The sequence below is a fragment of the Pseudomonas sp. p50(2008) genome (assembly GCF_015351605.1).
Taxonomy (GTDB): domain Bacteria; phylum Pseudomonadota; class Gammaproteobacteria; order Pseudomonadales; family Pseudomonadaceae; genus Aquipseudomonas.
This window is the reverse complement of record NZ_JACMYF010000010.1, coordinates 231350-256006: the sequence shown is the minus strand read 5'-3', so window position 1 is coordinate 256006 and position 24657 is coordinate 231350. Positions and strand designations below refer to the sequence as shown.

Genomic DNA, 24657 nt, shown 5'->3' with positions numbered 1-24657 from the left:
TGCTCAGGCCGCAACCATTGGCGGCATGGTGCCCAGCAGCGACACTGCCGCCACGGCGCCAATTCCCAGCAGCCACTCCATGATCACGCTGCTTTTAAGTGCCCCCATTCGCTGTTCGCAATCCTTGATCCGCAGTCGGTTGAACAACGCCAGCCCCAGCATCACCACGACCAGCAAGACCTTGATCAACAGGATCAAGGCAAAACCGGACCACAACGGCGTCGGCCAGAATTGCCCGGTGAGTACCCGGACATTGATCAGTCCGGTGATGACCAATCCCGCGACCAACGCGTAACCCACGCCACTGAATCGCTGCAGAATGACGCTGACTGTATGACCCGTGGGTTGCCGCAGGATCATCACCAGCAACATCAATCCGCCGAGCCAGATGCCGACGCAGGTCAGGTGGACAATCTGGTTGAGGATCAACAACTGCCCGTTCAGGCCGTCGAGCATCGCGCCATGACCAACCGGCGCCAGGGTCGCCAGCAACAGACTGGCCAGGGTCAGCCGAATAGGCAGGTTAGCGCCCAAGGGTGTCAGCAGCAGCGCCATCAACACCCCGTTGATCAGCAGGTGCCAGCCCCAGACCTGGCCGAAAAACGTGTTGGTCAGCACTAATTGCAAAGTCGCCGGATCGAACGCCGCTTCCCAGGCGCCAGCCATGCTGGCGGTGATCAACAGCAACCAGCACACGCCGCTGAGCAGCGCCACTGCCGTCAGCCAACGGCATACGCTTGCCAATCGTCGGTCCAGCGCCAGCGATTCACGGTTCAACAGCAGAGGCCTGAATACCCAGGCCCCGAACAGCATCAGCACCACGGTGAAATGCAGGAAACGACACAGCACCATCGCGCTCGTCATGAATTACTGACCCACCTTGAAGCTGTAGGCGCCTTCGCTTTTGTGGGTGTCGACGGACACGGCGTGCCATTGGACTTTATAGGCGCCGGCGGTCAACGGCGCGGCTGGCGTCACGATCAGGGTTTTTTTATCGCTGCCTTCGGTGGTCAGGCTTTTCACCGGCACGTCAGTCCCGTCTTTGCTGAGGGTGACCTTGGTGAAGGTGGCTTCGACACCTTCGGAAAACACCAGGCGCAACTCGGCAGGCGCGCTGACAGTACTGTCGGCAGCGGGCGTCTGGCTTTTCAGATGGGCGTGGGCAAACACCGACGAGGCGGCGAACAGGCTGCCGAGGAGGGCAGCGGTGGTCAGGGCTTTCTTGAGCAGCATCGTGGAATACCTCTTGGGCAGGTTCGAAGAGGCCGTCAGTTTACCTTCCGCAAGCGGCCTGTACGAAGTTTCGTTTTCCCTTGTCGCCGCGAGGTAGAGCGGATGCTAGTCTTGACCAACGCTGTCGTCAGGGAGCCCTCATGGGCAATCACAAGATCGAGATTCGTCGCAGTAACGTCGAAAAGATTCTGCTGGGGGCCGAAAAGGTCTTCGCCGAAAAAGGCTTCGGCAGCACCGCCATGGCCGACATCGCCGCCGAAGTGCAACTGCCGCGCTCGAACCTGCATTACTACTTCAGCACCAAGACCGAACTCTACAGCGCCGTGCTGTTCGATCTGCTGGAAGTCTGGAAGCAGGACGCCCTGTGCTTTGAAATGTTCGACGATCCGCGCGTGGTGCTGAGTAGCTACATCCGCGCCAAAATGAACCACTCCCGCAGCCGTCCCTACGGCTCCAAAGTCTGGGCCAACGAGATCATCCACGGCGCCCCGACCCTCGGCGAGGCACTGGACGTGAGCCTCTACGATTGGGCCAAGATGAAAGAAGCCAAGATCCGCCAATGGGTCGAAGACAAACGCATCCTGCCGGTAGAGCCCTCAAGCCTGCTGTACATGATCTGGGCCTCGACCCAGCACTACGCCGACTTTGATCATCAGGTGAATATCCTCAATGATCATCAGCCGTTGTCGGACATGCAGTTTGAAAGGGCGGTGCAGACGGTGACGAGTGTGATCTTGCGGGGGATTGGGTTGGAGCCCTGAGTTTTTTTGGCAAGTTGCTGGCCTTCGCGAACCTTACGGGTCGTCAGTCCATGTCATCGTTTCGAATTGATTGGCTTGCCTTTTTGATTTTCTCTAGTGCGTTTTGCTTGGCTCGGTGTCGTTTATAGGCAAATTGACCTGAGCTAATTTGCCTTTTTTTGTATTGCTCTTCGGCCAAAAGGAAAGGCTGTAGAAAGGCGTTGTCAGGCGTTATATTTGTACTCGGATGAAGGCGCATGTGTTCGTCGTATTCACGTGCAACATCACTTAGATTTTTGTGTATTGCGTGTGTTCTCTTGTTGTGGCTGGTCCGTATTTTTCCTTCGTTGTAAGGACGTACTTTTCTTGTTGCCTCGGGCGGCAGCGGTTTAAACATTACTTCTGTTTTTGCAATTGGAGTGGCGGTATAAACAAAAGGAGTGGGAGCAGATGCCGGACGAGCGGGCCGGACTATAGATTGGGAGGAGGGTTGTAGCCGATGCAATGGGTTGACGATTACCGACCGTCTATGCTGATTTAGGAATTGCATTAAGCGAACGTTACCGGTTGGGTCGCGAAAGTTAATGGGGTCGTTTCCGCAATAAGCATATGGATTAAAGCCTCCCTTACCAAAAGGACTCAATTCATCCGGGCTATTGAAGCGCATCAGTACCGGATTGAATGCACGCGTGCCCTGTCCCAATAGATAGTGACCGGTAATAGAGTCGGGAGACTCACCGTTAAACCCAATCAAGCGACTCAAACCACTTTCGCCCGGGTGATGGCCGTAAGCGGTATAAGCCACTTGCTGCTCGACAGTACGCAGCAGCGAATGAGCCTGATCTGTCGCCAGAAGCGTGGTTTCGGTTTCCCCAGCCGTACAATGTTGCTGCGCCAGCGGTTGAGCTTCATGGCGGATGATTGTTCGTTGTGAGCGTTCTTCCCGTTCGGTCACCAGATGGTCGCCCTGGTAAAACCGTTGGGTGCTTGTACCCTCTGAAGGGCCTGCGCTCGAGAGTCGGTCCAAGGGGTCGTAGCGGAAGCGGCGGAGTATTTTCAAAGACGAGGACATGGGCGTGGGTCCATTGCCGGTGGAGTGTTGCTAGAGTCGGGTAACCCTGAGTCCTTGTCTACTAACAGAACTGATAGTCGGGGCTGCTGACGCCATCGCGGGCAAGCCACGCTCCCACAGGTTCTGTGTCGACCGGCCTGACGTCGGTTGTACTCAGATCCTGTGGGAGCGTGGCTTGCCCGCGATGGCGTCCATTCAGACGCCGCTGAACTCAAACAGCAACGTGATACGGGTTCCTCGGGTCATGATTCCAGTCCAGAAACGGCTTGCCGCTGTCCATCGGCACCATCTCGATGCAGTCCTGCACCGGGCAGGTGATCTGGCACAGGTTGCAGCCTACGCACTCGTCGTCGATCACTTCATATTTATGCGTTCCGTCCGCCTGCTTGATGCTGGCCACCGCCTGGTGCGAGGTGTCTTCGCAGGCAATGTGGCAACGACCGCAGCCGATGCAGGCCTCCTGATCGATCTTGGCGATCACCTGATAGTTGATATCCAGGTACTTCCAGTCCGTGGTGTTGGCCACCGCACGTCCTGAAAAATCCGCCACGCTGGCGTAGCCCTGGCTTTCCATCCAGCGGGACAGTCCGTCTTTCATTTCCTCGACAATCCTGAAACCGTGCAGCATCGCCGCCGTGCACACCTGAACCGATCCGCTGCCCAGAGCGATGAACTCTGCGGCGTCGCGCCACGTGCCAATGCCGCCGATGCCGGAGATCGGCAGGCCCCGGGTCTGCGGATCCCGTGCGATCTCGGCGACCATGTTCAGCGCAATGGGCTTGACCGCTGAACCGCAGTAACCGCCGTGGGTGCTTTGGTTGCCGACGACAGGGTTGGCGACCATGCGCTCCAGGTTGACACTGGTGATCGAGTTGATGGTGTTGATCAACGACACCGCATCGGCACCGCCTCGATGGGCCGCGCGGGCGGCGACGCGGATGTCGGTGATGTTCGGCGTGAGCTTGACGATGACCGGGAGCGAGCAATAGGTCTTGCACCAACGGGTGACCTGTTCGACATACTCCGGGACCTGTCCGACCGCTGCGCCCATGCCGCGTTCGGGCATGCCATGGGGGCAACCGAAGTTCAGTTCGATGCCGTCGGCACCGGTGGCTTCCACCAGCGGCAGGATGAATTTCCACGACTCTTCGACGCAGGGCACCATCAGCGAAACGATCAGCGCGCGGTCCGGCCAGTCCTTTTTGACCTGGGTGATTTCCCGCAGGTTGATTTCCAGTGAGCGGTCGGTAATCAGCTCGATGTTGTTGAACCCCATCACTTCACGGTTGGCGCCGAAGTGCGCCGAGTAGCGCGAAGACACGTTGACCGCCGCCGGGTCTTCACCCAGGGTTTTCCAGACCACGCCACCCCAACCGGCCTCGAAGGCGCGGACCACGTTGTAAGCCTTGTCGGTGGGCGGCGCGGAGGCGAGCCAGAATGGGTTAGGGGATTTGATACCGGCGAAGTTGATCGATAGATCGGCCATTTACGCAGCCTCCACATTGAGCACGAGTTGGGCGTGAATGGCCTCGGCGGCCAGTTTGCCGTGTTGCACGGCCTGCACGGTGAGGTCCTGATCGAGGCTGGTGCAGTCGCCACCGGCGTACACGCCGGGGATACTGGTGCGCAGCTGTGCATCGACCTCGATCCGATCGCCCTGGCGCTTGAGTTCGCGGGCCAGCGGGTCGCTGAGAGCTGTGCCGTCGAAGGCCTGGCCGATGGCTTTGAAGATGGCGTCGGCGGCCAGTTCGAAGGTTTCACCGGTGGTTTGCAGACAGCCATCCACCAGCCGGGTGCGGGCGAAACGCATGCCGCGGACATTGCCGTTGGCATCGAGTAATACTTCCTCAGGTTGGGCCCAGATCAGCAAACGCACCTGATTGGCTTTGGCGATGTCCTGCTCATGGCCGGTAGCGCCCATTTCTTCGACGCCACGGCGGTACACCAGATTGACGTCGCGAGCACCGAGGCGGGCCATTTGCACCGCCATGTCGATGGCGGTGTTGCCGGCACCGAGGACAATGCAGCGATCCGCCAGCGGCAGTTGGGTCAGGTCGTCGGCCTGGCGCAGTTCGCGGATGTAATCCGTGGCGGCGACTAAACCGGGGGCGTCTTCGTGGTTGAGGCCCAGTTGCTTGCTGGCGTTGAGACCCAGGCCGAGAAACACCGCGTCGAATTGCTGGTGCAGTTCGCTGAGGGTCAGGTTCTCGCCGAGCTTCTGCCCGTGGCGGATCTCGATGCCGCCGATTTGCAGGAGGAAGTCCAGTTCCTTCTGTGCGTAATCGTCCACCAGTTTGTATTTGGCAATTCCGTATTCATTGAGGCCACCGGCCTTTTCGCGCGCCTCGAAAATCACCACATCATGGCCGTGCATGGCGCTGCGGTGAGCGCAGGAAAGCCCTGCCGGACCGGCGCCCACCACGGCAATGCGTTTGCCCGTGGCGGCGGCGCGTGCGAACGGGTGCTCAGTGAAGTGCGCGTTGTCCACGGCGTAGCGCTGCAGCAGGCCGATCAGCACCGGCGCGCATTCATGGTCGTTGTTGCGCACACAGGCTTGCTGGCAAAGGATTTCCGTGGGGCAGACGCGAGCGCAACTGCCACCGAGGATGTTCGCCGAGAGGATTTTGTGCGCGGCGCCCTGAACGTTTTCCGCGTGAATATTGCGGATGAACGAGGGGATGTCGATCTCGCTCGGGCAGGCATTCACGCACGGGGCGTCGTAGCAATACAGGCAGCGCGACGCTTCGAGGTGCGCCTGGCGGTCGTTGAGCGGCGGCGCGAGGTCGGTGAAGTGGCCGGCGAGGGCGGCCGCATTTTCATAGGGATGCGGGAGATGGTCGAGGGTCTTGATCACGGTTTTTGCCTCACGGTTATTGAGGTGCTGCCTCTGATGGGCAGTGTCTGGATCACCTGCATTTCAAATGTGGGAGCGGGCTTGCCCGCGATGGCCGAAGGCCTGGAGTTCAGCGTTTCACCGCAGTGGGCTTATTCTGCTCAGCCCGCTTGCTCAACAAATCAAACACCGCCGGATACGCCGGCCGTTCGACGTATCGCCCGGCACCTCGCTCGGCCCGCAGGTCACCGTCCGCCCAGACAACCTTGCCCTGGCTCACGGTATGGCTCGGCACCCCGCGCACGGTCTTGCCTTCGAAGATGTTGAAGTCGACCTGCTGGTGATGCGTCGCTGCCGAAATGGTCCGCGTGCCCTGCGGGTCCCACAACACCAGATCGGCATCGGCGCCAACGCGGATCGCGCCTTTGCGCGGATACAGATTGAAAATCTTGGCGGTGTTGGTAGAGGTCAGGGCCACGAACTGTTGCATCGAAAAGCGCCCGGTATTGACCCCTTCATCCCAGAGCACGGCCATGCGATCTTCGATGCCGGCGGTGCCGTTGGGGATCTTGCTGAAGTCGTCACGGCCAGCGGCTTTTTGCTCGGCGCAGAAGCAGCAATGGTCGGTGGCGGTGGTGTGCAGGTTGCCCGATTGCAGGCCATGCCACAGTGCTTCTTGATGGCCGCGAGGACGGAACGGTGGGCTCATGACGTAACCGGCGGCAGTCTGCCAGTCCGGGTGTTGATAGACGCTGTCGTCCAGCAGCAGATGCCCGGCCAACACTTCGCCATAGACTGGCTGCCCCTTGCTGCGGGCATAGGTGATTTCGTCGAGGGCTTCCTTGGTCGAGACATGCACCAGGTACAGCGGCGTGCCCAGGGTTTCGGCGATGCGGATCGCCCGGCTGGCCGCTTCACCTTCCACTTGCGAAGGTCGCGACAGCGGATGCGCTTCCGGCCCGGTCATGCCCTGTGCCATCAACTTGCGTTGCAGGTGATACACCAGTTCGCCGTTCTCGGCGTGCACGGTGGGCACCGCACCGAGCTCAAGGCAACGTTCGAAACTCGCGACCAGCGTGTCGTCGGCCGCCATGATCGCGTTTTTGTACGCCATGAAATGCTTGAAGCTGTTGACGCCGTGATGGCTGACCAGCTCGGCCATTTCTTCGCGGACCTGCTCGCTCCACCAGGTAATGGCGACGTGGAAACCGTAATCCGATGCCGACTTTTCCGCCCAGCCGCGCCACTGATGAAAGGCTTCCATCAAGGGCTGCTGCGGGTTGGGAATCACGAAGTCGATGATCGACGTGGTGCCACCTGCAAGTCCCGCCGCGGTGCCGCTGAAAAAATCTTCACTGGCCACGGTGCCCATGAAGGGCAGTTGCATATGGGTGTGCGGGTCGATGCCGCCGGGCATCAGGTATTGACCACTGCCGTCGAGCACTTGCGCACCCGCCGGAACATCAAGGTTTTCACCGATGGCTTTAATCACGCCGTCGGCGCAATAGACGTCGGCGCGATAACTTTCATCATGGGTAACAACGGTGGCGCCACGGATCAACAGAGACATTCCGAGTTCCTCGCAGGCAATGACCGACTTGTGCCGGTTCTAAATGTTTTATATGAAGCAGACGCAAACAGGTGTATTCCTGTCATCGCTGTCAGGAATAGAAGCTAGTCTGAGTTAAAGAAATGAGCAAGATTATTTTTTATAAGCTTATGACTGTTTTAAGGTATTGATAAATAACGAATAAAACCGAGAATCACCAAAATGGTACCGCCTCTCACCATTTTGACGCACTTGACAGGTTCGAAAAATAGACGAGATTTCCTATGTGAAATCAGCTGCTTGAGAAGGGTCTATGGTTAATGCGTAACACGCGAAAAAAGTTTGATGCACCAGATTGAGTCCTGACTGATCGGACAACTTGCCTGGCATTCGGCCTGAGTGAACAGACCTGTTACCGAGGACTCATGAGTTGTTTAAATAAAAATGATGAACTTCAGTTAGTTACCGTTTTTTTATGGATCTGCCCGATGCGCAAGCGGGGTAATCGGCATGTTTATTGATGTCGCCAGCCCCTGATGAGCAAAAATAATCAAAAGAACAGTGGAGCGGCCATGCAACAGATCAGATCGCAAGTGACCGAGCGCGACGGCTTGTTTGAGCTTGAAGCCGGCAGCGATGTCCTCGACAGTCCCCGTTACAACCACGACATGGCACCGACCAAGGTGCGCGAACGAACCTGGAACAAATGGCACATCACCGCGTTGTGGGTCGGCATGTCGATCTGCGTGCCCACGTACACCCTCGGTGGTGTGCTCACCGCCTATTTCGGGTTGAGCGTGGGTGAGGCGCTGCTGGCGATTCTGTTCGCCAACATCATTGTCCTGATCCCCCTGACGCTTAACGCGTTCCCCGGCACCAAATACGGCATCCCGTTTCCGGTGTTACTGCGATCCTCTTTCGGCATCCTCGGCTCCAACGTTCCCTGCCTGATCCGGGCACTGGTGGCGTGTGGCTGGTTCGGAATCCAGACAATGTTCGGCGGGCTGGCGATCCACCTGTTTCTGGGATCGGTGTTCGAGGGCTGGAAATCCCTGGGTGGCACCGGTGAAGTCATCGGCTTCATGGTGTTCTGGGCGCTGAACCTGTGGGTGGTGATTCGCGGCGCCGAGTCGATCAAGTGGCTGGAAACCCTGTCCGCACCGTTGTTGGTGCTGGTGGGCGCAGGGCTGCTGGTGTGGGCGATGCCGAACGTGTCGATGACCGAGCTGATGGCGATCCCGGCCAAACGTCCGGAAGGCGCGAGCGTGGTCAGCTACTTCGCCGCCGGACTGACCGCAATGGTCGGCTTCTGGGCCACCCTGTCTCTGAATATTCCGGACTTCAGCCGCTATGCGAAAAGCCAGAAGGACCAGATCGTCGGGCAGATTATCGGCTTGCCACTGACCATGTTCCTGTTCGCCTCATTGGGTGTGGTGATGACCGCTGCCTCGGTGAAGCTGGTGGGTGTCACGGTCTCTGATCCGGTGACGTTGATCGGTCATATCCAGAGCCCGGTCTGGGTTGCGCTGGCCATGGCGCTGATCATCATTGCCACGCTGTCTACCAACACCGCAGCTAACATCGTCTCGCCCACCAACGACTTCCAGAACATCGCGCCGAAGGTGATCAACCGCACCAAGGCAGTCATGCTGACCGGGCTGGTGGGGTTGTTGCTGATGGCCCATGAGCTGCTGAAAAAGCTCGGTTTGATTGTGTCTGACGTGAGCCTTGAGACGGTGTATTCCAACTGGCTGCTGGGCTATTCCAGCCTGCTGGGACCGATTGCCGGGATCATGGTGGTGGACTATTTCCTGATCAAGAAACAGCGGCTGGACCTGGCAGGTTTGTACCGCGATGACGTTTACCCGGCGTGGAACTGGAACGGTTTTATTGCGTTTGGCGTGCCCGTGGTGTTGACGCTGCTGTCGCTGGGCAGTGATGCGTTCAGCTGGTTCTACAGCTATGGCTGGTTCACCGGCTCGGCGCTTGGCGGGTTGATTTATTACGGGTTGTGCTCGATGCGGCCTAGTCCGTCTATTGCGAAATCTGCGGTGTAAGTGAGGGCCTCATCGCGAGCAAGCTCGGCTCCCACAGGTACTGAGGTGTACACAGCATTTGTGTACGACATTGATACCTGTGGGAGCCGGGCTTGCCCGCGATGGCGGCCTGACAGACACAACACAAATACTCATAAGAACAGCCTGAGGAGATCACCATGAACGCTGCTGTAGACGTTCTGCAGTCCACCCATCAGCACATCAACCGCGACCGCCTGTGGCAGTCGCTCATGGAACTGGCCCAGCTCGGCGCCACGGTGAAGGGCGGCGTTTGTCGCCTGGCCCTGACCGACCTGGATCGTCAGGCCAGGGACATTTTCGTCCGTTGGTGCGAAGAGGCTGGCTGCACCGTCAGCATCGACGCCGTCGGCAATATCTTTGCCCGCCGCCCCGGCCGTAACCCCAACCTTCCCCCGGTGATGACCGGCAGTCACATTGACACCCAGCCCACCGGCGGCAAGTTCGACGGCTGCTTCGGCGTATTGGCCGGCGTCGAAGTGCTGCGCACACTCAACGATCTTGGCGTGGAAACCGAAGCGCCGCTGGAGGTGGTGGTCTGGACCAATGAAGAAGGCTCGCGTTTCGCACCGTGCATGATGGGGTCCGGCGTGTTCGCGGAAAAATTCACCCTTGAAGAAACCCTGGCCAAAGTCGATGCCGAGGGTGTCACGGTCGGCGAAGCGCTGAATGCCATCGGCTACGCCGGCCCACGCAAGGTCAGCGGCCATGCGGTGGGTGCCTATTTTGAAGCGCACATCGAGCAAGGTCCGATCCTTGAAGACGAACGCAAAACCATCGGCGTGGTTATGGGGGCCCTCGGGCAAAAATGGTTCGACCTGAAACTGCGTGGCGTCGAAGCCCACGCCGGTCCGACGCCGATGCACCTGCGCAAGGATGCTCTGGTCGGCGCATCGATCATCGTCGGCGCCGTCAACCGCGCCGCGCTCGGCCATCAACCTCACGCCTGCGGCACGGTCGGGTGCCTGCAGGCGTATCCCGGCTCGCGTAATGTGATCCCCGGTGAAGTGCGCATGACCCTGGACTTCCGGCATCTGGAGCCGGCCCGTCTGGATTCGATGATTGCCGAAGTGCGCGAGATCATCGAGACCACGTGCGAGCAGCATGGGCTGACGTTCGAACTCACACCGACGGCGGATTTTCCGCCGCTGTACTTCGACAAGGGGTGTGTCGAAGCGGTACGCAATGCGGCGCAGGGGCTGGGCTTGTCGCACATGGATATTGTCAGTGGAGCGGGGCACGACGCGATCTTCCTGGCTGAACTGGGTCCGGCGGGAATGATCTTCGTGCCGTGTGAAGGGGGGATCAGCCACAACGAAATTGAAAACGCCGCGCCGGATGATCTGGCAGCCGGGTGTGCGGTGTTGTTGCGGGCGATGCTGGCGGCGTCGGCGGCGATTGCGAAAGGGCAACTGGCTGCTTGAAACAGGTGAAATGCGCTGAAGGACCGGCGCACTTCAACTCGGTGAGAGATAGACCCGGAGATTGTTCGGGACTATCAGATCTGTTAGGTAGACAACGCCTGTAAAATGAAACAGTTTAAGAACTCTAGTGTGAAGTCGTGCATGGAGTTTATTCAATGTCCTCTAACCACCGTAAAGACGAACTGCGCCGCTACCGTTACGATCCGCTGGACCGACAGACCGGTTGTGCCGTTGCAGAGCAAGATCTCCTCCTACGTTTTTACTGTGACAACCGCTTGGCGACTCACCTGCAGGGTGCAGTAAAAATCAGCATCTTCCGTCACGAGGATCAACCGCTAGCGCAGCAACGAAGGCATATTGATGAACTCGACATATCACTGCTGGCGAGTGATCTCAAAAGTTCAGTGTTGGAAGTTCTCGCCCCTATCGGACTTCGTCATCCCGCGGCCTACACACCTTATGGCCATCACCAGAGGAACGGGCTGCTCAGCTCGCCGGGATTCAACGGTGAACTTGCGGACCCTCTGACCGGTTGTTATCACCTGGGTAATGGTTATCGCCAATACAACCCGTTATTGATGCGGTTTCACAGTCCGGACGATATGAGTCCATTTGGCAAGGGTGGGTTGAATGCGTATGCCTATTGTGAAGGCGAGCCAGTAATGAGAAGTGATCCTGATGGTCATTTTTTTAAATCTTTTTCTAGCTTTTCTAGTTCCTATATTACGAAACCCTCGAGAAATATTTTTACTAGTCGGCAGTCGTCGAGTTCTGTTGCCAGGCAGATGCGAAAAGCAGATATTGTGCGTCTGGACGGTCAGGCTATGAAATTACCTTCACATATACCTGATGTTCCTAGCGGTAGTAAAAATTACAAGCCGGGGATTTTGCTTTATCGCAGTGATTATAAAAAGCTGAATAAGGTGAAACTAAAAATAGAAAGACATACGGCGATGCTGGAAAGCGAAAACTCTCGTTTAATTAAGCAGCAAAACTGGACTCCCGATGTTCAGGGGAGCTTCAAGTATCAATATCGTAATGCCAAGGGCAGGACAATGAGCGAATTATTGGGCGCGATCGAACGCCTAGACGCTGCCGAGTTTCAAAATAAAATGCTTTCAGTCCGCAATCCAAGTCGACGGTGAGGGTGAGTACAATGGCCGTTGACTGTTCCTCCGACAGGATTGTAAGTATTTTCGAAACGGTAGTGATTTTGGAGGTATTCCTGAGATTAAACGCAAATTCCCTGTAGGAGCTGTCGAGTGAAACGAGGCTGCGATTTTTTGACTTGGCTTTTAAAAGCAAGATCAAAAGATCGCAGCCTCGTTTCACTCGACAGCTTCTACAGGGTGCAGACTTGGGGCACCGTGATCAGTCGTCGACGTACATAAGTTGCTGCACGCCTTCCCAGGCTTCGGCGCGCATGCGCTCGAGGTCCAGGCCCGGGATCACGCCGTCATCCACCACGACGCGTCCACCGACCAGGCTGTAGCGCACGGCAATCGGTTCGCCTGCGACCACGGGTGCAACGGCGATGTCGTGGAAGCCGAAGAAGCGTGGGTGGTCCAGGCCATAGATCACCAGATCCGCCGCTTGACCTATCTCCAGCGTGCCCACCGCACCGAGTCCCAGCACCTGCGCGCCGCCGGCCGTGCCCCAGTGGATGACGTCTTCTGCCGTGGTCGCCGAGGCCCCTTGTTCCGCCCGATGAATCAGCCATGCGGTGTTGGCTTCGCCGACCATGCTCCCGGACTCGTTCGACGCCACGCCGTCCACGCCGAGGGAAACGGGCACGCCGGCTTCGACCATCTGGGGGATCGGCGCGATCCCGCTGCCCAACCGCGCATTGCTCACCGGGCAGTGGGAAACACCGGTGCCGGTTTGCGCGAGCATGCGGATTTCGCCGGGTTGCAGATGTACGGCATGGGCGAACCAGACGTCGGGGCCGAGCCATTCGTGTTCGGCGACGAATTCCACGGGCAGGCAGTTGTATTTTTCCCGGCAGAAATTCACGTAGTTCTGCGTCTCTGACAGGTGTGTGTGCAGCCGTAGGCCGAGGCCGCGTGCGGTGTGCGCCAGTTCCCGCAGCAAGGTCGGTGGCAGCGAAAAAGTCGGCGTGGTGGGGGCTACCACGACCCGGCGCATTGCGTCCGGGATGTTCTGGTGATACGTCGACTTGAGTCGCTCGATGTCGCCGACCATCTGGTCCAGCGTCTCCGGTTGCAGTGCGGTTTTCGAGAACCCCGGGTGGGCGCTGGCGGACTCCAGTGCACCGCCGCGGCACAGGACAAATCGCAGGCCGAATTCGTCGGCCATGTCGAACAGCAGGTCCCCGGTCTCGGTGGTGCCGTGGGCGTGATAGAGGTAATGGTGATCGGCGCAGGTCGTCACGCCCGAAAGCAACAATTCGGCCATGCCCAACCGCGCGGCAATGCGTGACAACTGTGGCGTGAAACGGTTGAGACGCGGGTAGGGCACGCTCGCCAGCCAGCCTTGCAGGTCCTCGTTCAAGCCTTCAGGCACGGCTTTCAGCAGATTCTGGAACAGGTGATGGTGCGTGTTGATCCAGCCCGGATACACCAGGCAGTGTCGAGCATCGATGATGCGCTCGCCGGGTTGCGCCTCCAGTCCGGTGGCCATCTCGGCGATGCGCCCGTTGACCACGCGGATGTCGACGCTGCCGGCCCGGGCACGGGCGCCCCGCAGGCCGGTCATCACCGCCAGCGGATTTTTGATCAGGATATTTTGCAGTTGAGTCATGGGGCTTCTCCAGTCAAAGGCTGTGGGAGGCGGGTTTGGTGGCGGCGCTGTCAGGAACGCTGACGCCGTTGAGCGAGGCGTTGAGCAGCACCGATACGAGGCAGGCGATCACGACACTGCTGTGCAGGAACGGCTGGCTCCACTCAGGCAGTTGCTTGAACAAGGCCGGGGCCAGCACCGGCACCAGGGCGGCGGCGATGGTGAAACCGACAATCAGCACGTTGTAGCGATTGCGCTCGTAGTCGACCTTGGCCAGGGTCTGGATACCGGCTGCGGCGACCACACCAAACATCGCGATCCCGGCGCCACCGAGGGCCGCGGTCGGCATTGAAGCGATGATCGCCCCGGCCTTTGGCACCAGCGCCACGGAACACATCAGCAACCCGCTGATCGCCACCACCCAGCGACTGCGCACGCCGGTAAGAATCACCAGGCCGACGTTTTCCATGAAGGCAATGAACGGGAACGCCGCGAACATACCGGCGATGGTGCTCGCCAGGCCATTGGCGCGCAGGCCGTTGATCACCTGTTTGTCTTCCACGGGTTTGTCGACGATGTCGCCGATCGCGACGAACAACCCCATGGATTCGACCATCTGCACGATCATCACCACCACCATGGTGGCGATCGGGATCAGGCTGAAGGTCGGCAGGCCAAAGTAGAAGGGGTAGGGCACGGTGAGCCAGGGCGATTCCTGCACGCTGCTGAAACTGCCCATGCCCAGTCCATAGGCCAGCGCGGCCCCCACCAGCATGCCCACCAGCACCGCCATGTTGCGCAGCATCGGGCTGCCATAGCGGTTGACCAGCAGAATGGTCAGCAGCACCACGGCGGCCACGGCCAGGTACGCCGGCGCGCCGAAATCGCTGGCATGTCGCCCGCCACCGACCCACTCATAGGCAATCGGGAACAGCTGCAAGCCGATTACGGTGACGATGCACCCGGTGACCACCGGCGGAAAATACCGCCGCAATCGCCCCACGAAGGGCGCGACCAGCATGGTGAAAACCCCCGCGCCGATCACCGCTCCGCAGACCCCGGCAAATCCCACCTCCGGGTTGCTGCCGATGGCGATGACCGGGCCAACGCTGCTGAATGCAACGCCCTGAAGGATCGGCAGGCGCACGCCGAATTTCCAGAAACCCACGGTTTGCAACAAGGTGGCGATGCCCGAGCAAAACAGCGTGGTGCTGATCAGGACCACGGTGTCCGCCTGGGACATTTTCAAGGCGCTGGCGACGATCAACGGCACGGCGATGGCGCCGATGTACGAGACGGCCATGTGCTGCAGGCCGAGGGTGAGCATTTGTCGGATCGGCAGAACCTGGTCTACCGGATGGAGGGGGGTTGTTGTGTTGGCTGACGACATGGAGAAACACCTCTTGCTGTTTTTATGCTGTAGAGAGGGGTATTCGTTCTGATGCCGGTTCAGGGACGCCGCAATCCTTGTGGGAGCTGGCTTGCCAGCGATGAGGGCTGGCCGGCCACCGAATTTGTTCAGTGACAATCAGCTATCGCTGGCAAGCCAGCTCCCACAGGTTTTGCATTGTTCTTCTGACTGGCATCAATCACTCGTTCGATGCGCCTCGGACCCGCCATCCACCGGCTCCGATGCCTTTGTTCAGCCTGCCAGGCAGGCGGCAAAGCCCTGGTTCAACGCCGCGCGGTCCAGGTCGCGGCCGATGAATACGATTTTGCTGGAGCGCGGTTCGGTGCCCCACAAGGTTGATGCGCGGAACTCCACCAGACTGTGCACGCCTTGCAGCACATAGCGCTGATCCTGATCCTTGACCGCCAGCACACCTTTCATGCGGTACAGATTGTCGGCCTGCTCGGTGCGCAGTTCGCTGATCCAGCGGTGGAACGCACCGAGGTTCACGGCCCCGTCGACGGCGATCCCGACCGACGAAACACTCGGGTCGTGGTCATGATCCAGATCGTGATGATGTTCTTCGGCGTGGTGGTCATGCTCCGAGCCGATTTCCATGAGTTTTTGCGTGGATTCGAAGGCACCAATGCCGAGGATTTTCGTCAGGTCGATCTCGGCGTAGCTGGAGGTCACCAGCTCCGCCGTCGCGTTCAAACCACGGATTTTTTCACTCAGGGCAGCGACATCGGCAGCGCTGACCAGGTCGACTTTGTTGATGACGATCCGGTCGGCGCAAACGATCTGGTCCACGGCCTGGTTGTCCACGCCATCGAGCTTCAAGTCTTCCAGATGCTGGGCGATGTGTTTGGCATCGACCATGGTCACAATCGCATCCAGCTCCACCTCATCGGCAATCGGGTCGTTGATGAAGAAGCTTTGCGCCACCGGGTACGGATCGGCCAGGCCGCTGGTTTCGATCAGGATATGGTCCAGCCGCACAGGCCGCGCCACCAACTCGCGGACGATACGCACCAGGTCCTCTCGCACCTCGGCGGTACAGCACACGCAGCCGTTGACCATCTCGTAGATTTCTTCGGTTTCGGAGCTGAGCACCAGGTCGCCGTCGATGCCGACTTCGCCGAATTCGTTTTCGATCACGGCAATTTTGCGGCCGTGGTTTTCCTTGAGGATGTAGTTGAGCAGGGTGGTTTTACCGGCGCCGAGGAAGCCGGTGAGGATGGTCACGGGGATTTTGGTGTTGGGGGTTGGGGCGTTGAAGGGGGTGTTCATGTAGAGCTCCTTACCTGTGTGTTGTCGGAGTGCAATCAACTGTGGGAGCTAGCTTGCTAGCGATGAGGGCCTGTCAGCTGGCATTGATGCTGACTGACCCACCGCTATCGCGGGCAAGCCCGCTCCCACAGGTTTTGTGTGTGGTTTCAGGGATATCGGGTTCTCGCCAGCGCGTTGCGGTGCCGGCATCGAGGCCGAACAGGTCGAGGACGCGGCCGAGGCTGTGATCGACCATTTGTGCAAGGTTTTGCGGGCGGGCGTAGAAGGCCGGCACGGGTGGGGCGATGATCCCGCCCATCTCGGTAACGGCCGTCATGTTGCGCAGGTGCGCGAGGGTCAACGGGGTTTCCCGGGCCATCAGCACCAGGGTTCGACGTTCCTTCAGCGTCACGTCGGCGGCGCGGCCGATCAGGCCCGATGACGTGCCGGTGGCAATTTCCGCCAGGGTGCGCATCGAACACGGCGCCACGACCATGCCCAGGCAGCGGAACGAACCGCTGGCAATCCCGGCGGCGACATCGTCAGCACGGTGGTAATGACTCGCCAGGGCGGTGACGTCCGCCAGTTTGTAGTCGGTTTCATGGGCCATGGTCAGCAGTGCGGCGCGGCTGATGATCAAGTGGCTCTCGACATTCAACTGCGCCAACAACTCCAGCAGGCGCACGCCGTAAATGAACCCGGACGCGCCACTGATGCCGACGACGATGCGCTGGCGATTCATGATGGGTAGCTCGCGAGCAGGTTGCGTGCGCGTTCAACCGCGTCCTGATCCAGTTGTGCCTTTATTCCGTCGAACCCGGAACCGCGCGTGGCATCCAGGCCCATGCGCGAGGTGGTGCCGTTGACCGAAGAGGAAGGGTCCAGTGGGCTGCCCGGCAGACCGTCGATGACGAAGATGTCCTGGTGGGGCTGGAAGTGTGTGGCCAGCGCCCACAGCACCTGACTGTCGTCGGTAATGTCGATGTCGCTGTCCACCGCGATCACGGTTTTCAGGTAAGGGTCCCACCCCAGCAACGCCAGCATGATCTGCCGGGCCTCGCCGTCACGGCTCTGATCCAGTGCGACATAGCAATGGAAGTGGGTACCGGAATTGGGGTAGTGCACGGCGGTGACGGCGGGGAAGCGCGCCTTGAGTTTTTCGCTCATCTCCGCTTCCCGGGGCAGCCGCGCAAGGGTCAGGTGTTCGGCGTAACGGCCGCCCACCACGTCCACCAGCCAGGCATCCTTGCGCCGCATAAGGGTGTCGACGCGCAGCACGTTGTTGGTCGAGCGGTCTGAGGAATAGCCGCTGAATTCCCCGAACGGACCTTCCTCTGCATAGGCCGCAGGATCGATGGCGCCTTCCAGTACGAACTCTGCGTAGGCCGGCACACCAATGCCGTAGCGCGGGGTCTTGACCAGTTCCAGCGGTGCGCCAAACAGGCCCCCGGCGACCGCTCGCTCATCGCTGCCAAAGGGCAACCGCGCAGCAGCGGCCAGCATGAACAGCGGATGGGCGCCGACGACCATGGCAACGCGTAATTCCTCGCCGCGTTCCCGGGCGGTTTGCAGCATGCGCCACAGGTGGCCACGGGAATGCAGGCTGGTGGCGAGGGCCTGGCGGGCGTGGCGCATCGAGCGGTGATAGCTCATGTTGGCAATGCCGCTGACCGGGTCTTCGGCAATGATGATGGCGTTGGTGATGTACGGACCGCGGTCGCTGTCGAAGTGCTTGAGCATCGGCAACAGCGCCAGGTCTACCGCTTCGCCCTCGAAGATTTCGTCCAGCACCGGGCCGGTTTCAACGTAGCGCGGCGGGATCGGATGGTTGGCGCGGGCCTGGAAGGTCTCGTGCAATTGCGCTGGATTCACGCCGAAAATACGCGCGATGCGGGTGCGGGAGGCGAACAGGTTGGTGGCAACCGGCACGCCGAGAGCGCCGACGTTTTCGCAGATCAGCAGGGGATCGCGGCCCTGTGCAGCCAGGGCATCGACCAGCGCGGTGACATCCTGATCGGCAGAAAGCGATTCAGAAAGGGTCAGCACATCGTCGGGGTACTGTCGGCGATAGGCATCGATGAATGCGTGAAAGTCCTGGGTATCGCCGAGCGTAGAGAGGGTCATGCTTTCACCTCGTAAAAAGCAGGCGCGCAGGGTTGAGGGCGACGTTCGATCGACAAGCCGTTGGCCCGCCGGTCGATCGAACGCCGATTCATCTTCGCGCCTGTAAAGTCGCTGTGTTGTTGCACTGTTACCTGGGGGCCTGTGGACCTGTGGACCTGTGGATCTAAGGGCCTTTGTGGCGAGGGGATTCATCCCCGTTCGGCTGCGAAGCAGTCGTAAAACCGGTAAGCGCGGTTAGCCTGATACAACGCGTTTGCTGGTTTTGGGGTCGCTTTGCGACCCAACGGGGATAAATCCCCTCGCCACAGAATGAGCTCATATCCTCATCCCTCATCCCTCATCCCTCATCCCCTCATTAACCAAGGTTATGAGTTAACTACAGGTAAGTCGTGGTCAGGCGAATGTCCGCCTCGATCAGGTCCTTGGGTGGCGGCGTTGGTTCGATGCCGCACAACCGCGCGATGTTGTTGCCCAGGTAGTCCTCGAGGTGATCCTCATCGATGCCCAGACCCTGCGGCGCTGGCGAGCACAGCACCTCCAGTTCGCGCAGCCACATTCCCGGTTCGTTCGGCGGTGAGTCGGTGCCGAAGACGATCTTGTTGCGTGGCAGGTCCTTGGCGAATTCGACGATGCGTGACTGGAAGCACCAGCCGGATTCGCAGTACACGTTCGGCGTGTCCATGGCCATCCAGAACGCTTCGAACGAATAGTTGCCACCGGTCTGGATGCCGAAGTGACCGATGATGAAGTTGACCATCGGGAATTCGCGGATGATCGGGTAGAACATCGTCGGAATGGTGTACGGACCGTCACCGGTGTGAATCAACACCACGATGTTGTACTTGGCGCAGACTTTCATCGCCGGGCGCAGCCAGTCCAGGGCGCGATCCGGACGATAACCGTGCATGTTGGCGTGCAGCTTGAGCATCTTGAAGCCGTATTCCTTGATGTGGAATTCCAGCTCCGCCGCACCGTTTTCCGGTCCCCAGCGCGGGTTGAAATTGAAGTTGCCGATGAAGCGGTCCGGGTACTTCACGCACAGTTCGGCGACGTAGGACATGTAGTCACGCACGCCCTCGCGGCCCCGGCGGTTGCCGTCGCGATAACCGGTGTTGCCCGGTGGCGGCTGGATGAAGCCCATGTCGATGCGCCGGGGTTTGCCGTTGATCATGTACGGGCCGTCCATTAGCTTGAGCATGCGCTCGCCGGTGAACGGTTCGCCGGTGTGGCGCCAGGCCTCGTCGACCAGGTTGGTGGGGTGCAGATGGGTGTCGATAATCATCGGTTCAGCTCCTGGCCAGTTGAGTGGTAACGGGGCGCTTGAGCTGCGCCTCTGCTTCGGAAACGGAACGTGGCGGCGGGGTCGGTTCGAGGCCGATCATCCGGGCGGTGTTGTTGCCCAGGTAGTCTTCGAGGGTGTCCTCGTCGAGGTTCAAACCCTGTGGCGGCTCGTGGCAGAGCACTTCCAGCAGGCGCAGCCACATGCCCGGTTCGTTCGGCGGGGTGTCGGTGCCGAAGAGGATCTTGTGGGTAGGCAGGACCTTGGCGAACTCGACGATCCGCGATTGCAGGCACCAGCCCGATTCGCAGTAGACGTTGGGCAGCTCCATCGCCCATTGCATCGGTTCGAATACATAGACCCCACCGGTCTGCACGCCGAAGTGGGCCATGATGAAATCGACGTTGGGGAACTCCTTGATCATCGGCACCCATTCCGACGGGATGCTGTAGGGCCCGTCACCGGTGTGCAGCTTGACCGGGATGCCAAGCTCGGCACATTTCTCAAAGCACGGACGGACCCAGTCCAGCGCCCGGTCAGGACGGTAGGCATGCATGTTGGCCTGCATCTGGACCATCTTGAAGCCGTGTTCCTTGACGTAGCGCTCGATCGCTTCGACGCCGTTCTCGACACCGCAACGCGGGTTGTAGACGAAGCAGCCGATGAACCGGTCCGGGTAGGTCTGGACCATTTTCAGGGTGTAGGCCATGTACGCGTCGATGGACTCGCGACCGGTCAGGTCACCGTCGGTCCAGGTGTAAATGGTGTTGCCTTGGGGGGGCTGGATGAAGGCTTTGTCGATGCGGCGAGGTTTGCCGTTGACCATGTACGGGCCATCCATCATCTCCAGCAGACGCTCGCCGGTGAACGGGTCACCGTCATGCCTCCAGGCGAGGTCCACCAGGTCGGTGGGATAGCAACTGATATCGATGATCATTGAAGTCGATCTCCTGATAGCGGGGAAGGGAACCTTGCGGTTCACAGCAGTCGCATCCCGGGCAATCGGCCATTTCTATGCGCAGCTGGCTGCACATTCCCTCGCCTGGTCGCATCCGGCTCGGGACGCTGGCTGCTTGGGGAGGAGTATTGGAAGGGGGGTAGGGGTTCGTACAATATTAATTGGGCGAGGGGTTGATACTTGTTCGATATGGGGCAGGGTTTTGTGGTGTTTTTGCCGGCCCTATCGCGAGCAGGCTCACTCCTACAGGGGAATGCATTCCAACTGTAGGAGCGAGCCTGCTCGCGATGGCGTCACACCAGCGTACGCAAAGCCAACTGCTTGACCGCCTCAACCACCGGCGCCACCCGCTCTCGATGCCCGGTCGGCCACACTGCATACAGGTTGTAATGCGCCGCAATCCGCGCCTCGTTCAGCGCCACCAGTCGCCCGCTGCGCAGCGCATCCGCCGCCAATAATCCCCGAACCAAGCCCGCACCTACGCCAGCCTCGGCCGCCGCAATCAGGTTTGCCGCATTATCGAATACCACTCGCGCCGCCGGTTCGGTCGGGGTCATTCCGGCGGCGTCCAGCCACGGAATCCACGACCTGCGCGTGTACCCCAGCAATGGCAATTGCAGTATCTGCGCTGGCGTGATCGGCACTTGCAAACCATGCCGCTCAAGCAGTGCCGGCGAGGCCACGGCACTGACGCTGTCGCCACAAATCTGCGTCATCTCGCAGTCTTCCCAATCGCCATACCCGTAGCGCAACGCCAGGTCCACTCGTTCGAACGAACTACGATCCGAGCGTGGCATCGACAGCAGCACCACCTCGTGGTCGGGCAAGAGTTCCAGCAGCTGCGGCAGGCGCGGATTGAGCCAGCTCTGGGCCAGTTCGCTGTCGACATCCAGGGTCAGCCGTTGCGCCACGCTGCGGTTTTTTACCGAGGACAGTGCGCGGTCGATTTGTGCCAGCCCATCGGACAACACGCTGGCGAACAGCTGCCCGGCGTCGGTCAGGTTGCTGCCGCCGCCTTCACGGACGAACAGGGGCTGGCCGATGAAGTCTTCCAGGGAGCGGATTTGCTGGCTGATGGCGCTGTGGGTCAGGTCGAGCTTGCGCGCAGCGCTGGAGAAACTGCCGCTGCGGGCGGCCTGAATGAATGCGCTCATGGACTGCACCGACGGGTATCGCTTGTACATGCTGTTAGTCCTACTTACACAACGTGGCAGAAATCGTCGCTGGCCCGATATTGCGCAGGCTTCCAATAATCGATCACCAGGCCTGCACAAAGACGGGCCGCTCTCTTGGAGCCTGACAATGATCGAATTCACGGTAAACGGCGAACGACGCGAGCTGGTAGAGACGTCGCCCTCCATGCCCTTGTTATGGGTATTGCGTGACCACTTGAAACTCACGGGCACCAAGTTCGGTTGCGGCATGGGCCTGTGCGGCGCCTGCACCGTGCACCTTGACGGTGTCGCAGTGCGTTCGTGCCAACTGCCGGTTGCCGCCGTGGCGGGGCACAGCATCACCACCATCGAAGGCTTGTCAGCGACCGAACAGCATCCGCTGCAACTGGCCTGGGTTGCCGAAGATGTCCCGCAATGCGGTTACTGTCAATCCGGTCAGATCATGTCGGCGGCAGCATTGCTCAACACCGGGGCGGCGGTCACCGATGACTCTATTCGCAACGCGATGTCCGGCAACCTGTGCCGTTGCGGCACCTATGGACGGATCAACAAAGCCATCAAGCGCGCCGCCAATGCGCCGAAGGAGGCGTGATGAGCTTCACTCAAGTTGAGTTGCCCCGCAGACTTTTTCTCAAGCAAACCGCGACCGTTGCTGCCGGTCTGGCCATCGCGTTTTACCTGCCTTCGGGTGGGGCCGCCAGCGACCCGAAAGCGCCAACGCCTGCCGCCACATTCGAACCGAATGCCTGGGTTCGGGTGTTGCCCGATGGCACGGTGAAACTGGTGGTGCACAAGCACGATTCCGGGACCGGCACCCAGACGGCATTGGCGGCCTGCGTGGCGGAGGAACTGGACGTCAATCCGATGACCGTGCAAGTGATCACCCCGGAAAATCCGTTCTTCGACACCTACATTCACCCGGTCTGGAAAGTCTTCTCCACTGGCGGCAGCACCAGCGTTTCCCTGGAGTACGATCGCTTGCGCATGGCCGGCGCCACGGCTCGGGCGTTGCTGATCAGCGCTGCCGCCAAACAGTGGAAGGTCAGACCTGACAGTTGCACCACGCAAGAAGGTTACGTGGTTCACAGCGCCAGCCAGCGCCGCCTCGGTTACGGCGAACTGGTCGGAGTCGCCGCGCATTTGCCCGCCCCGACCCACGTCACCCTGAAGGACCCGGCGCAGTTCAAATACATCGGCAAACTGCGGCATAAACGTGATGCCGCGGCGAAGGTTTGCGGGCGATTCAAGTACAGCATTGATGTGGTGTTGCCCGAGATGCTGGTGGCCGTGATCGAGCGCACGCCGGTGGTCGGCGCGAAGGTGGTGTCGGTGGATTCGGCGGCAGCGATGCAGGTGCCGGGCGTGCGTAAAGTGATCGCGATTCCAGGGCGGCCGGACGTGCTGGGCGGCAATCAGGAAGGCGTTGCGGTGTTGGCCGAGAACTACTGGGCCGCGCAGCAGGGGCGTGCGGTGCTCAAGGTGCAGTGGAGCGATTCTCCGCTGGCCAGGTTCGACAGTGATGAACTGGCTGCCGCACAAGCGTTGGCCCTCGATGACACGCGTGCTCAGCGGGTGTCTGCCATGAAGGCCGGCGATGTCGATGGTAAATGGCCTATGGCGACGAAGCTGCTCGAAGCCGATTACCGCATGCCCTACAAAGTGCAAAACCCGTTGGAGCCGGTGTGCATCACCGCACAGGTTCAGAACGACGGGATCACCTATTGGGGTGGCGTGCAGGTGCCTTCCTCGGCACTGGAAGCGGCGCAAACCGTGTGCAACATCCACAAGGACAAAGTCACGATCAACGAGAGGGTGTCCGGTGGCAGCTTCGGTGCGCGAGAAGCCAAGTACTGGTTGTTCGAAGTGGCTTACCTGGCGCAACAGGCCAAGGTGCCGGTGAAGTTGATGAACAGCCGCGAAGATGAAATGCGCTCGCTGTTCATGCACCCGGCCACCTTGCATCGAGCCAAAGGCGCGCTGGATGCCCAGGGGCATTTGACGGCGTTGCGACTTGAGGCGGTGTCGCCCGCGTCGCCGGAACAGTGGGAACCGGGCTATTTCGAGCGTCCCGATCACATGGACTACAGCACCACCGAGGCCATCACCGCGTGGGACTTCGCGTACCGCCCGGCGAATCTCGATCTGGTGTGGGTCAAGCATGAAAGCCAGGTGCCCAGCGGCTGGTACCGTTCGGTGAGTTTCATCCCGAATGTTTTCGCGGTCGAAAGCTTCATGGATGAGCTGGCCCATGGTTCCGGGCAGGATCCGCTGACCTTCAGGCTCGCCCACATGCAAGAGCGGCCACGGCATGTCGCGGTGCTGAAAAGTGCCGCCGAACGTGCCGGGTGGGGGCAGTCGTTGCCGGAGGGGACGGCGCTCGGTATCGCCACCAACCAGGGTTACACCAGTTTTATTGCCGTGGTTGCGCAGGTGTCGAAAAAGGACGGCGTGGCTCGCGTGGAGAAGCTGACCTGCGTGGTCGATTGCGGCCTGGCAGTGTCACCGGGAGGCGTCGAAGAGCAAATTTACGGTGGTCTGATGTGGGGGCTCGGCCACGCGCTGTTCGACCGCATGGACATCAAACAGGGCAGGGTGGTGCAGAGCAACTTCCATGACTACCGGGTGACGCGCATGTCCGACATGCCGGCGGTGGACATCCTGGTGCTGGACGGTGAGCCGAGCAAGCCCGGTGGCGTCGGTGAATTGGGCAGCCCATCGGTGGCGCCGGCCATCGCCAACGCCTTGTTCAGCCTGACCGGCGTACGCCAGCGTTCGACGCCTCTGACCTTGGGATAAA

General features: G+C 60.0%; 20 protein-coding genes. 6 read left to right on the top strand and 14 right to left on the bottom strand.

The window, feature by feature from the left end:
• Positions 1 to 3: 3 nt before the first annotated feature.
• Both copD and copC read right to left on the bottom strand, forming a co-directional pair.
• On the bottom strand, positions 4 to 864 hold the full coding sequence (gene copD / locus H7698_RS26425) for a copper homeostasis membrane protein CopD (protein ID WP_194693301.1): 861 nt from the start codon (positions 862 to 864) through the stop codon (positions 4 to 6).
• 3 nt (positions 865 to 867) lie between these two features.
• Positions 868 to 1233, bottom strand: coding sequence for a copper homeostasis periplasmic binding protein CopC (gene copC / locus H7698_RS26420; protein WP_162440244.1), 366 nt, complete (start codon positions 1231 to 1233; stop codon positions 868 to 870).
• A 140-nt stretch (positions 1234 to 1373) separates the two neighbouring features.
• On the opposite strand from copC, the gene H7698_RS26415 reads away from it, so the two are divergent.
• The gene (locus H7698_RS26415; protein ID WP_194693300.1) at positions 1374 to 1994 is read left to right on the top strand and encodes a TetR/AcrR family transcriptional regulator; all 621 of its coding nucleotides are present in this window, start codon (positions 1374 to 1376) and stop codon (positions 1992 to 1994) included.
• 43 nt (positions 1995 to 2037) lie between these two features.
• Here H7698_RS26415 and H7698_RS26410 read toward each other — a convergent pair whose 3' ends face one another.
• The 4 genes from H7698_RS26410 to hydA form a co-directional block, all read right to left on the bottom strand.
• A complete protein-coding gene (locus H7698_RS26410) occupies positions 2038 to 3045 on the bottom strand; it encodes an RHS repeat-associated core domain-containing protein (protein WP_194693299.1) in 1008 nt (335 codons plus the stop codon).
• A gap of 211 nt (positions 3046 to 3256) precedes the next feature.
• The gene (gene preA, locus H7698_RS26405) at positions 3257 to 4531 is read right to left on the bottom strand and encodes an NAD-dependent dihydropyrimidine dehydrogenase subunit PreA (protein ID WP_194693298.1); all 1275 of its coding nucleotides are present in this window, start codon (positions 4529 to 4531) and stop codon (positions 3257 to 3259) included.
• Complete coding sequence (locus H7698_RS26400; RefSeq protein ID WP_194693297.1) at positions 4532 to 5899, bottom strand: NAD(P)-dependent oxidoreductase; 1368 nt, start codon at positions 5897 to 5899, stop codon at positions 4532 to 4534.
• 109 nt (positions 5900 to 6008) lie between these two features.
• Positions 6009 to 7448, bottom strand: coding sequence for a dihydropyrimidinase (hydA, locus tag H7698_RS26395; protein ID WP_162440248.1), 1440 nt, complete (start codon positions 7446 to 7448; stop codon positions 6009 to 6011).
• 551 nt (positions 7449 to 7999) lie between these two features.
• Between hydA and H7698_RS26390 the strand changes: the two genes are divergently transcribed.
• The 3 genes from H7698_RS26390 to H7698_RS26380 all read left to right on the top strand — a co-directional run bounded on the left by H7698_RS26390 (position 8000) and on the right by H7698_RS26380 (position 12071).
• Complete coding sequence (locus H7698_RS26390) at positions 8000 to 9484, top strand: NCS1 family nucleobase:cation symporter-1 (protein ID WP_194693296.1); 1485 nt, start codon at positions 8000 to 8002, stop codon at positions 9482 to 9484.
• A gap of 158 nt (positions 9485 to 9642) precedes the next feature.
• A complete protein-coding gene (locus H7698_RS26385) occupies positions 9643 to 10926 on the top strand; it encodes a Zn-dependent hydrolase (protein ID WP_162440250.1) in 1284 nt (427 codons plus the stop codon).
• Positions 10927 to 11081: 155 nt separating this feature from the next.
• Positions 11082 to 12071: an RHS repeat-associated core domain-containing protein gene (locus H7698_RS26380; RefSeq protein WP_194693295.1), complete on the top strand. Its 990-nt coding sequence runs from the start codon at positions 11082 to 11084 to the stop codon at positions 12069 to 12071.
• 226 nt (positions 12072 to 12297) lie between these two features.
• Here the strand turns inward: H7698_RS26380 and H7698_RS26375 are convergent, their stop codons facing one another.
• The 8 genes from H7698_RS26375 to H7698_RS26340 form a co-directional block, all read right to left on the bottom strand.
• A complete protein-coding gene (locus H7698_RS26375) occupies positions 12298 to 13686 on the bottom strand; it encodes an amidohydrolase family protein (RefSeq protein WP_194693294.1) in 1389 nt (462 codons plus the stop codon).
• A 13-nt stretch (positions 13687 to 13699) separates the two neighbouring features.
• The gene (locus H7698_RS26370; protein WP_194693293.1) at positions 13700 to 15055 is read right to left on the bottom strand and encodes a nucleobase:cation symporter-2 family protein; all 1356 of its coding nucleotides are present in this window, start codon (positions 15053 to 15055) and stop codon (positions 13700 to 13702) included.
• A 252-nt stretch (positions 15056 to 15307) separates the two neighbouring features.
• Entirely contained in the window at positions 15308 to 16345 is a 1038-nt protein-coding gene (locus H7698_RS26365) for a CobW family GTP-binding protein (RefSeq protein ID WP_194693292.1), read from the bottom strand.
• A gap of 73 nt (positions 16346 to 16418) precedes the next feature.
• Positions 16419 to 17066, bottom strand: coding sequence for a UbiX family flavin prenyltransferase (locus tag H7698_RS26360; protein WP_194693291.1), 648 nt, complete (start codon positions 17064 to 17066; stop codon positions 16419 to 16421).
• Positions 17063 to 18448: a UbiD family decarboxylase gene (locus tag H7698_RS26355; protein WP_194693290.1), complete on the bottom strand. Its 1386-nt coding sequence runs from the start codon at positions 18446 to 18448 to the stop codon at positions 17063 to 17065. Before H7698_RS26355 ends, H7698_RS26360 begins: the two co-directional genes overlap by 4 nt.
• Positions 18449 to 18824: 376 nt before the next feature.
• Entirely contained in the window at positions 18825 to 19730 is a 906-nt protein-coding gene (locus tag H7698_RS26350) for an amidohydrolase family protein (protein WP_053158646.1), read from the bottom strand.
• Positions 19731 to 19734: 4 nt separating this feature from the next.
• Positions 19735 to 20664, bottom strand: coding sequence for an amidohydrolase family protein (locus tag H7698_RS26345; protein ID WP_162436822.1), 930 nt, complete (start codon positions 20662 to 20664; stop codon positions 19735 to 19737).
• Between the two features lie 314 nt (positions 20665 to 20978).
• Positions 20979 to 21869, bottom strand: coding sequence for a LysR substrate-binding domain-containing protein (locus H7698_RS26340; RefSeq protein WP_194693289.1), 891 nt, complete (start codon positions 21867 to 21869; stop codon positions 20979 to 20981).
• A 118-nt stretch (positions 21870 to 21987) separates the two neighbouring features.
• On the opposite strand from H7698_RS26340, the gene H7698_RS26335 reads away from it, so the two are divergent.
• On the top strand, positions 21988 to 22452 hold the full coding sequence (locus H7698_RS26335) for a (2Fe-2S)-binding protein (RefSeq protein WP_162436820.1): 465 nt from the start codon (positions 21988 to 21990) through the stop codon (positions 22450 to 22452).
• Positions 22452 to 24656: a xanthine dehydrogenase family protein molybdopterin-binding subunit gene (locus tag H7698_RS26330; RefSeq protein ID WP_194693288.1), complete on the top strand. Its 2205-nt coding sequence runs from the start codon at positions 22452 to 22454 to the stop codon at positions 24654 to 24656. Before H7698_RS26335 ends, H7698_RS26330 begins: the two co-directional genes overlap by 1 nt.
• Position 24657 lies beyond the last annotated feature (1 nt).

Bases quoted from the DNA above. Each gene is read 5' to 3' on its own strand.
- H7698_RS26410 (WP_194693299.1), bottom strand. From the start codon at position 3,045: ATGTCCTCGTCTTTGAAAATACTCCGCCGCTTCCGCTACGACCCCTTG.
- H7698_RS26375 (WP_194693294.1), bottom strand. From the start codon at position 13,686: ATGACTCAACTGCAAAATATCCTGATCAAAAATCCGCTGGCGGTGATG.
- H7698_RS26415 (WP_194693300.1), top strand. From the start codon at position 1,374: ATGGGCAATCACAAGATCGAGATTCGTCGCAGTAACGTCGAAAAGATT.
- H7698_RS26390 (WP_194693296.1), top strand. From the start codon at position 8,000: ATGCAACAGATCAGATCGCAAGTGACCGAGCGCGACGGCTTGTTTGAG.
- H7698_RS26360 (WP_194693291.1), bottom strand. From the start codon at position 17,066: ATGAATCGCCAGCGCATCGTCGTCGGCATCAGTGGCGCGTCCGGGTTC.
- H7698_RS26370 (WP_194693293.1), bottom strand. From the start codon at position 15,055: ATGTCGTCAGCCAACACAACAACCCCCCTCCATCCGGTAGACCAGGTT.
- H7698_RS26355 (WP_194693290.1), bottom strand. From the start codon at position 18,448: ATGACCCTCTCTACGCTCGGCGATACCCAGGACTTTCACGCATTCATC.
- H7698_RS26350 (WP_053158646.1), bottom strand. From the start codon at position 19,730: ATGATTATCGACACCCATCTGCACCCCACCAACCTGGTCGACGAGGCC.
- H7698_RS26330 (WP_194693288.1), top strand. From the start codon at position 22,452: ATGAGCTTCACTCAAGTTGAGTTGCCCCGCAGACTTTTTCTCAAGCAA.
- H7698_RS26365 (WP_194693292.1), bottom strand. From the start codon at position 16,345: ATGAACACCCCCTTCAACGCCCCAACCCCCAACACCAAAATCCCCGTG.
- H7698_RS26385 (WP_162440250.1), top strand. From the start codon at position 9,643: ATGAACGCTGCTGTAGACGTTCTGCAGTCCACCCATCAGCACATCAAC.
- copC (WP_162440244.1), bottom strand. From the start codon at position 1,233: ATGCTGCTCAAGAAAGCCCTGACCACCGCTGCCCTCCTCGGCAGCCTG.
- H7698_RS26340 (WP_194693289.1), bottom strand. From the start codon at position 21,869: ATGTACAAGCGATACCCGTCGGTGCAGTCCATGAGCGCATTCATTCAG.
- H7698_RS26335 (WP_162436820.1), top strand. From the start codon at position 21,988: ATGATCGAATTCACGGTAAACGGCGAACGACGCGAGCTGGTAGAGACG.
- copD (WP_194693301.1), bottom strand. From the start codon at position 864: ATGACGAGCGCGATGGTGCTGTGTCGTTTCCTGCATTTCACCGTGGTG.
- H7698_RS26345 (WP_162436822.1), bottom strand. From the start codon at position 20,664: ATGATCATCGATATCAGTTGCTATCCCACCGACCTGGTGGACCTCGCC.
- preA (WP_194693298.1), bottom strand. From the start codon at position 4,531: ATGGCCGATCTATCGATCAACTTCGCCGGTATCAAATCCCCTAACCCA.
- hydA (WP_162440248.1), bottom strand. From the start codon at position 7,448: ATGTCTCTGTTGATCCGTGGCGCCACCGTTGTTACCCATGATGAAAGT.
- H7698_RS26380 (WP_194693295.1), top strand. From the start codon at position 11,082: ATGTCCTCTAACCACCGTAAAGACGAACTGCGCCGCTACCGTTACGAT.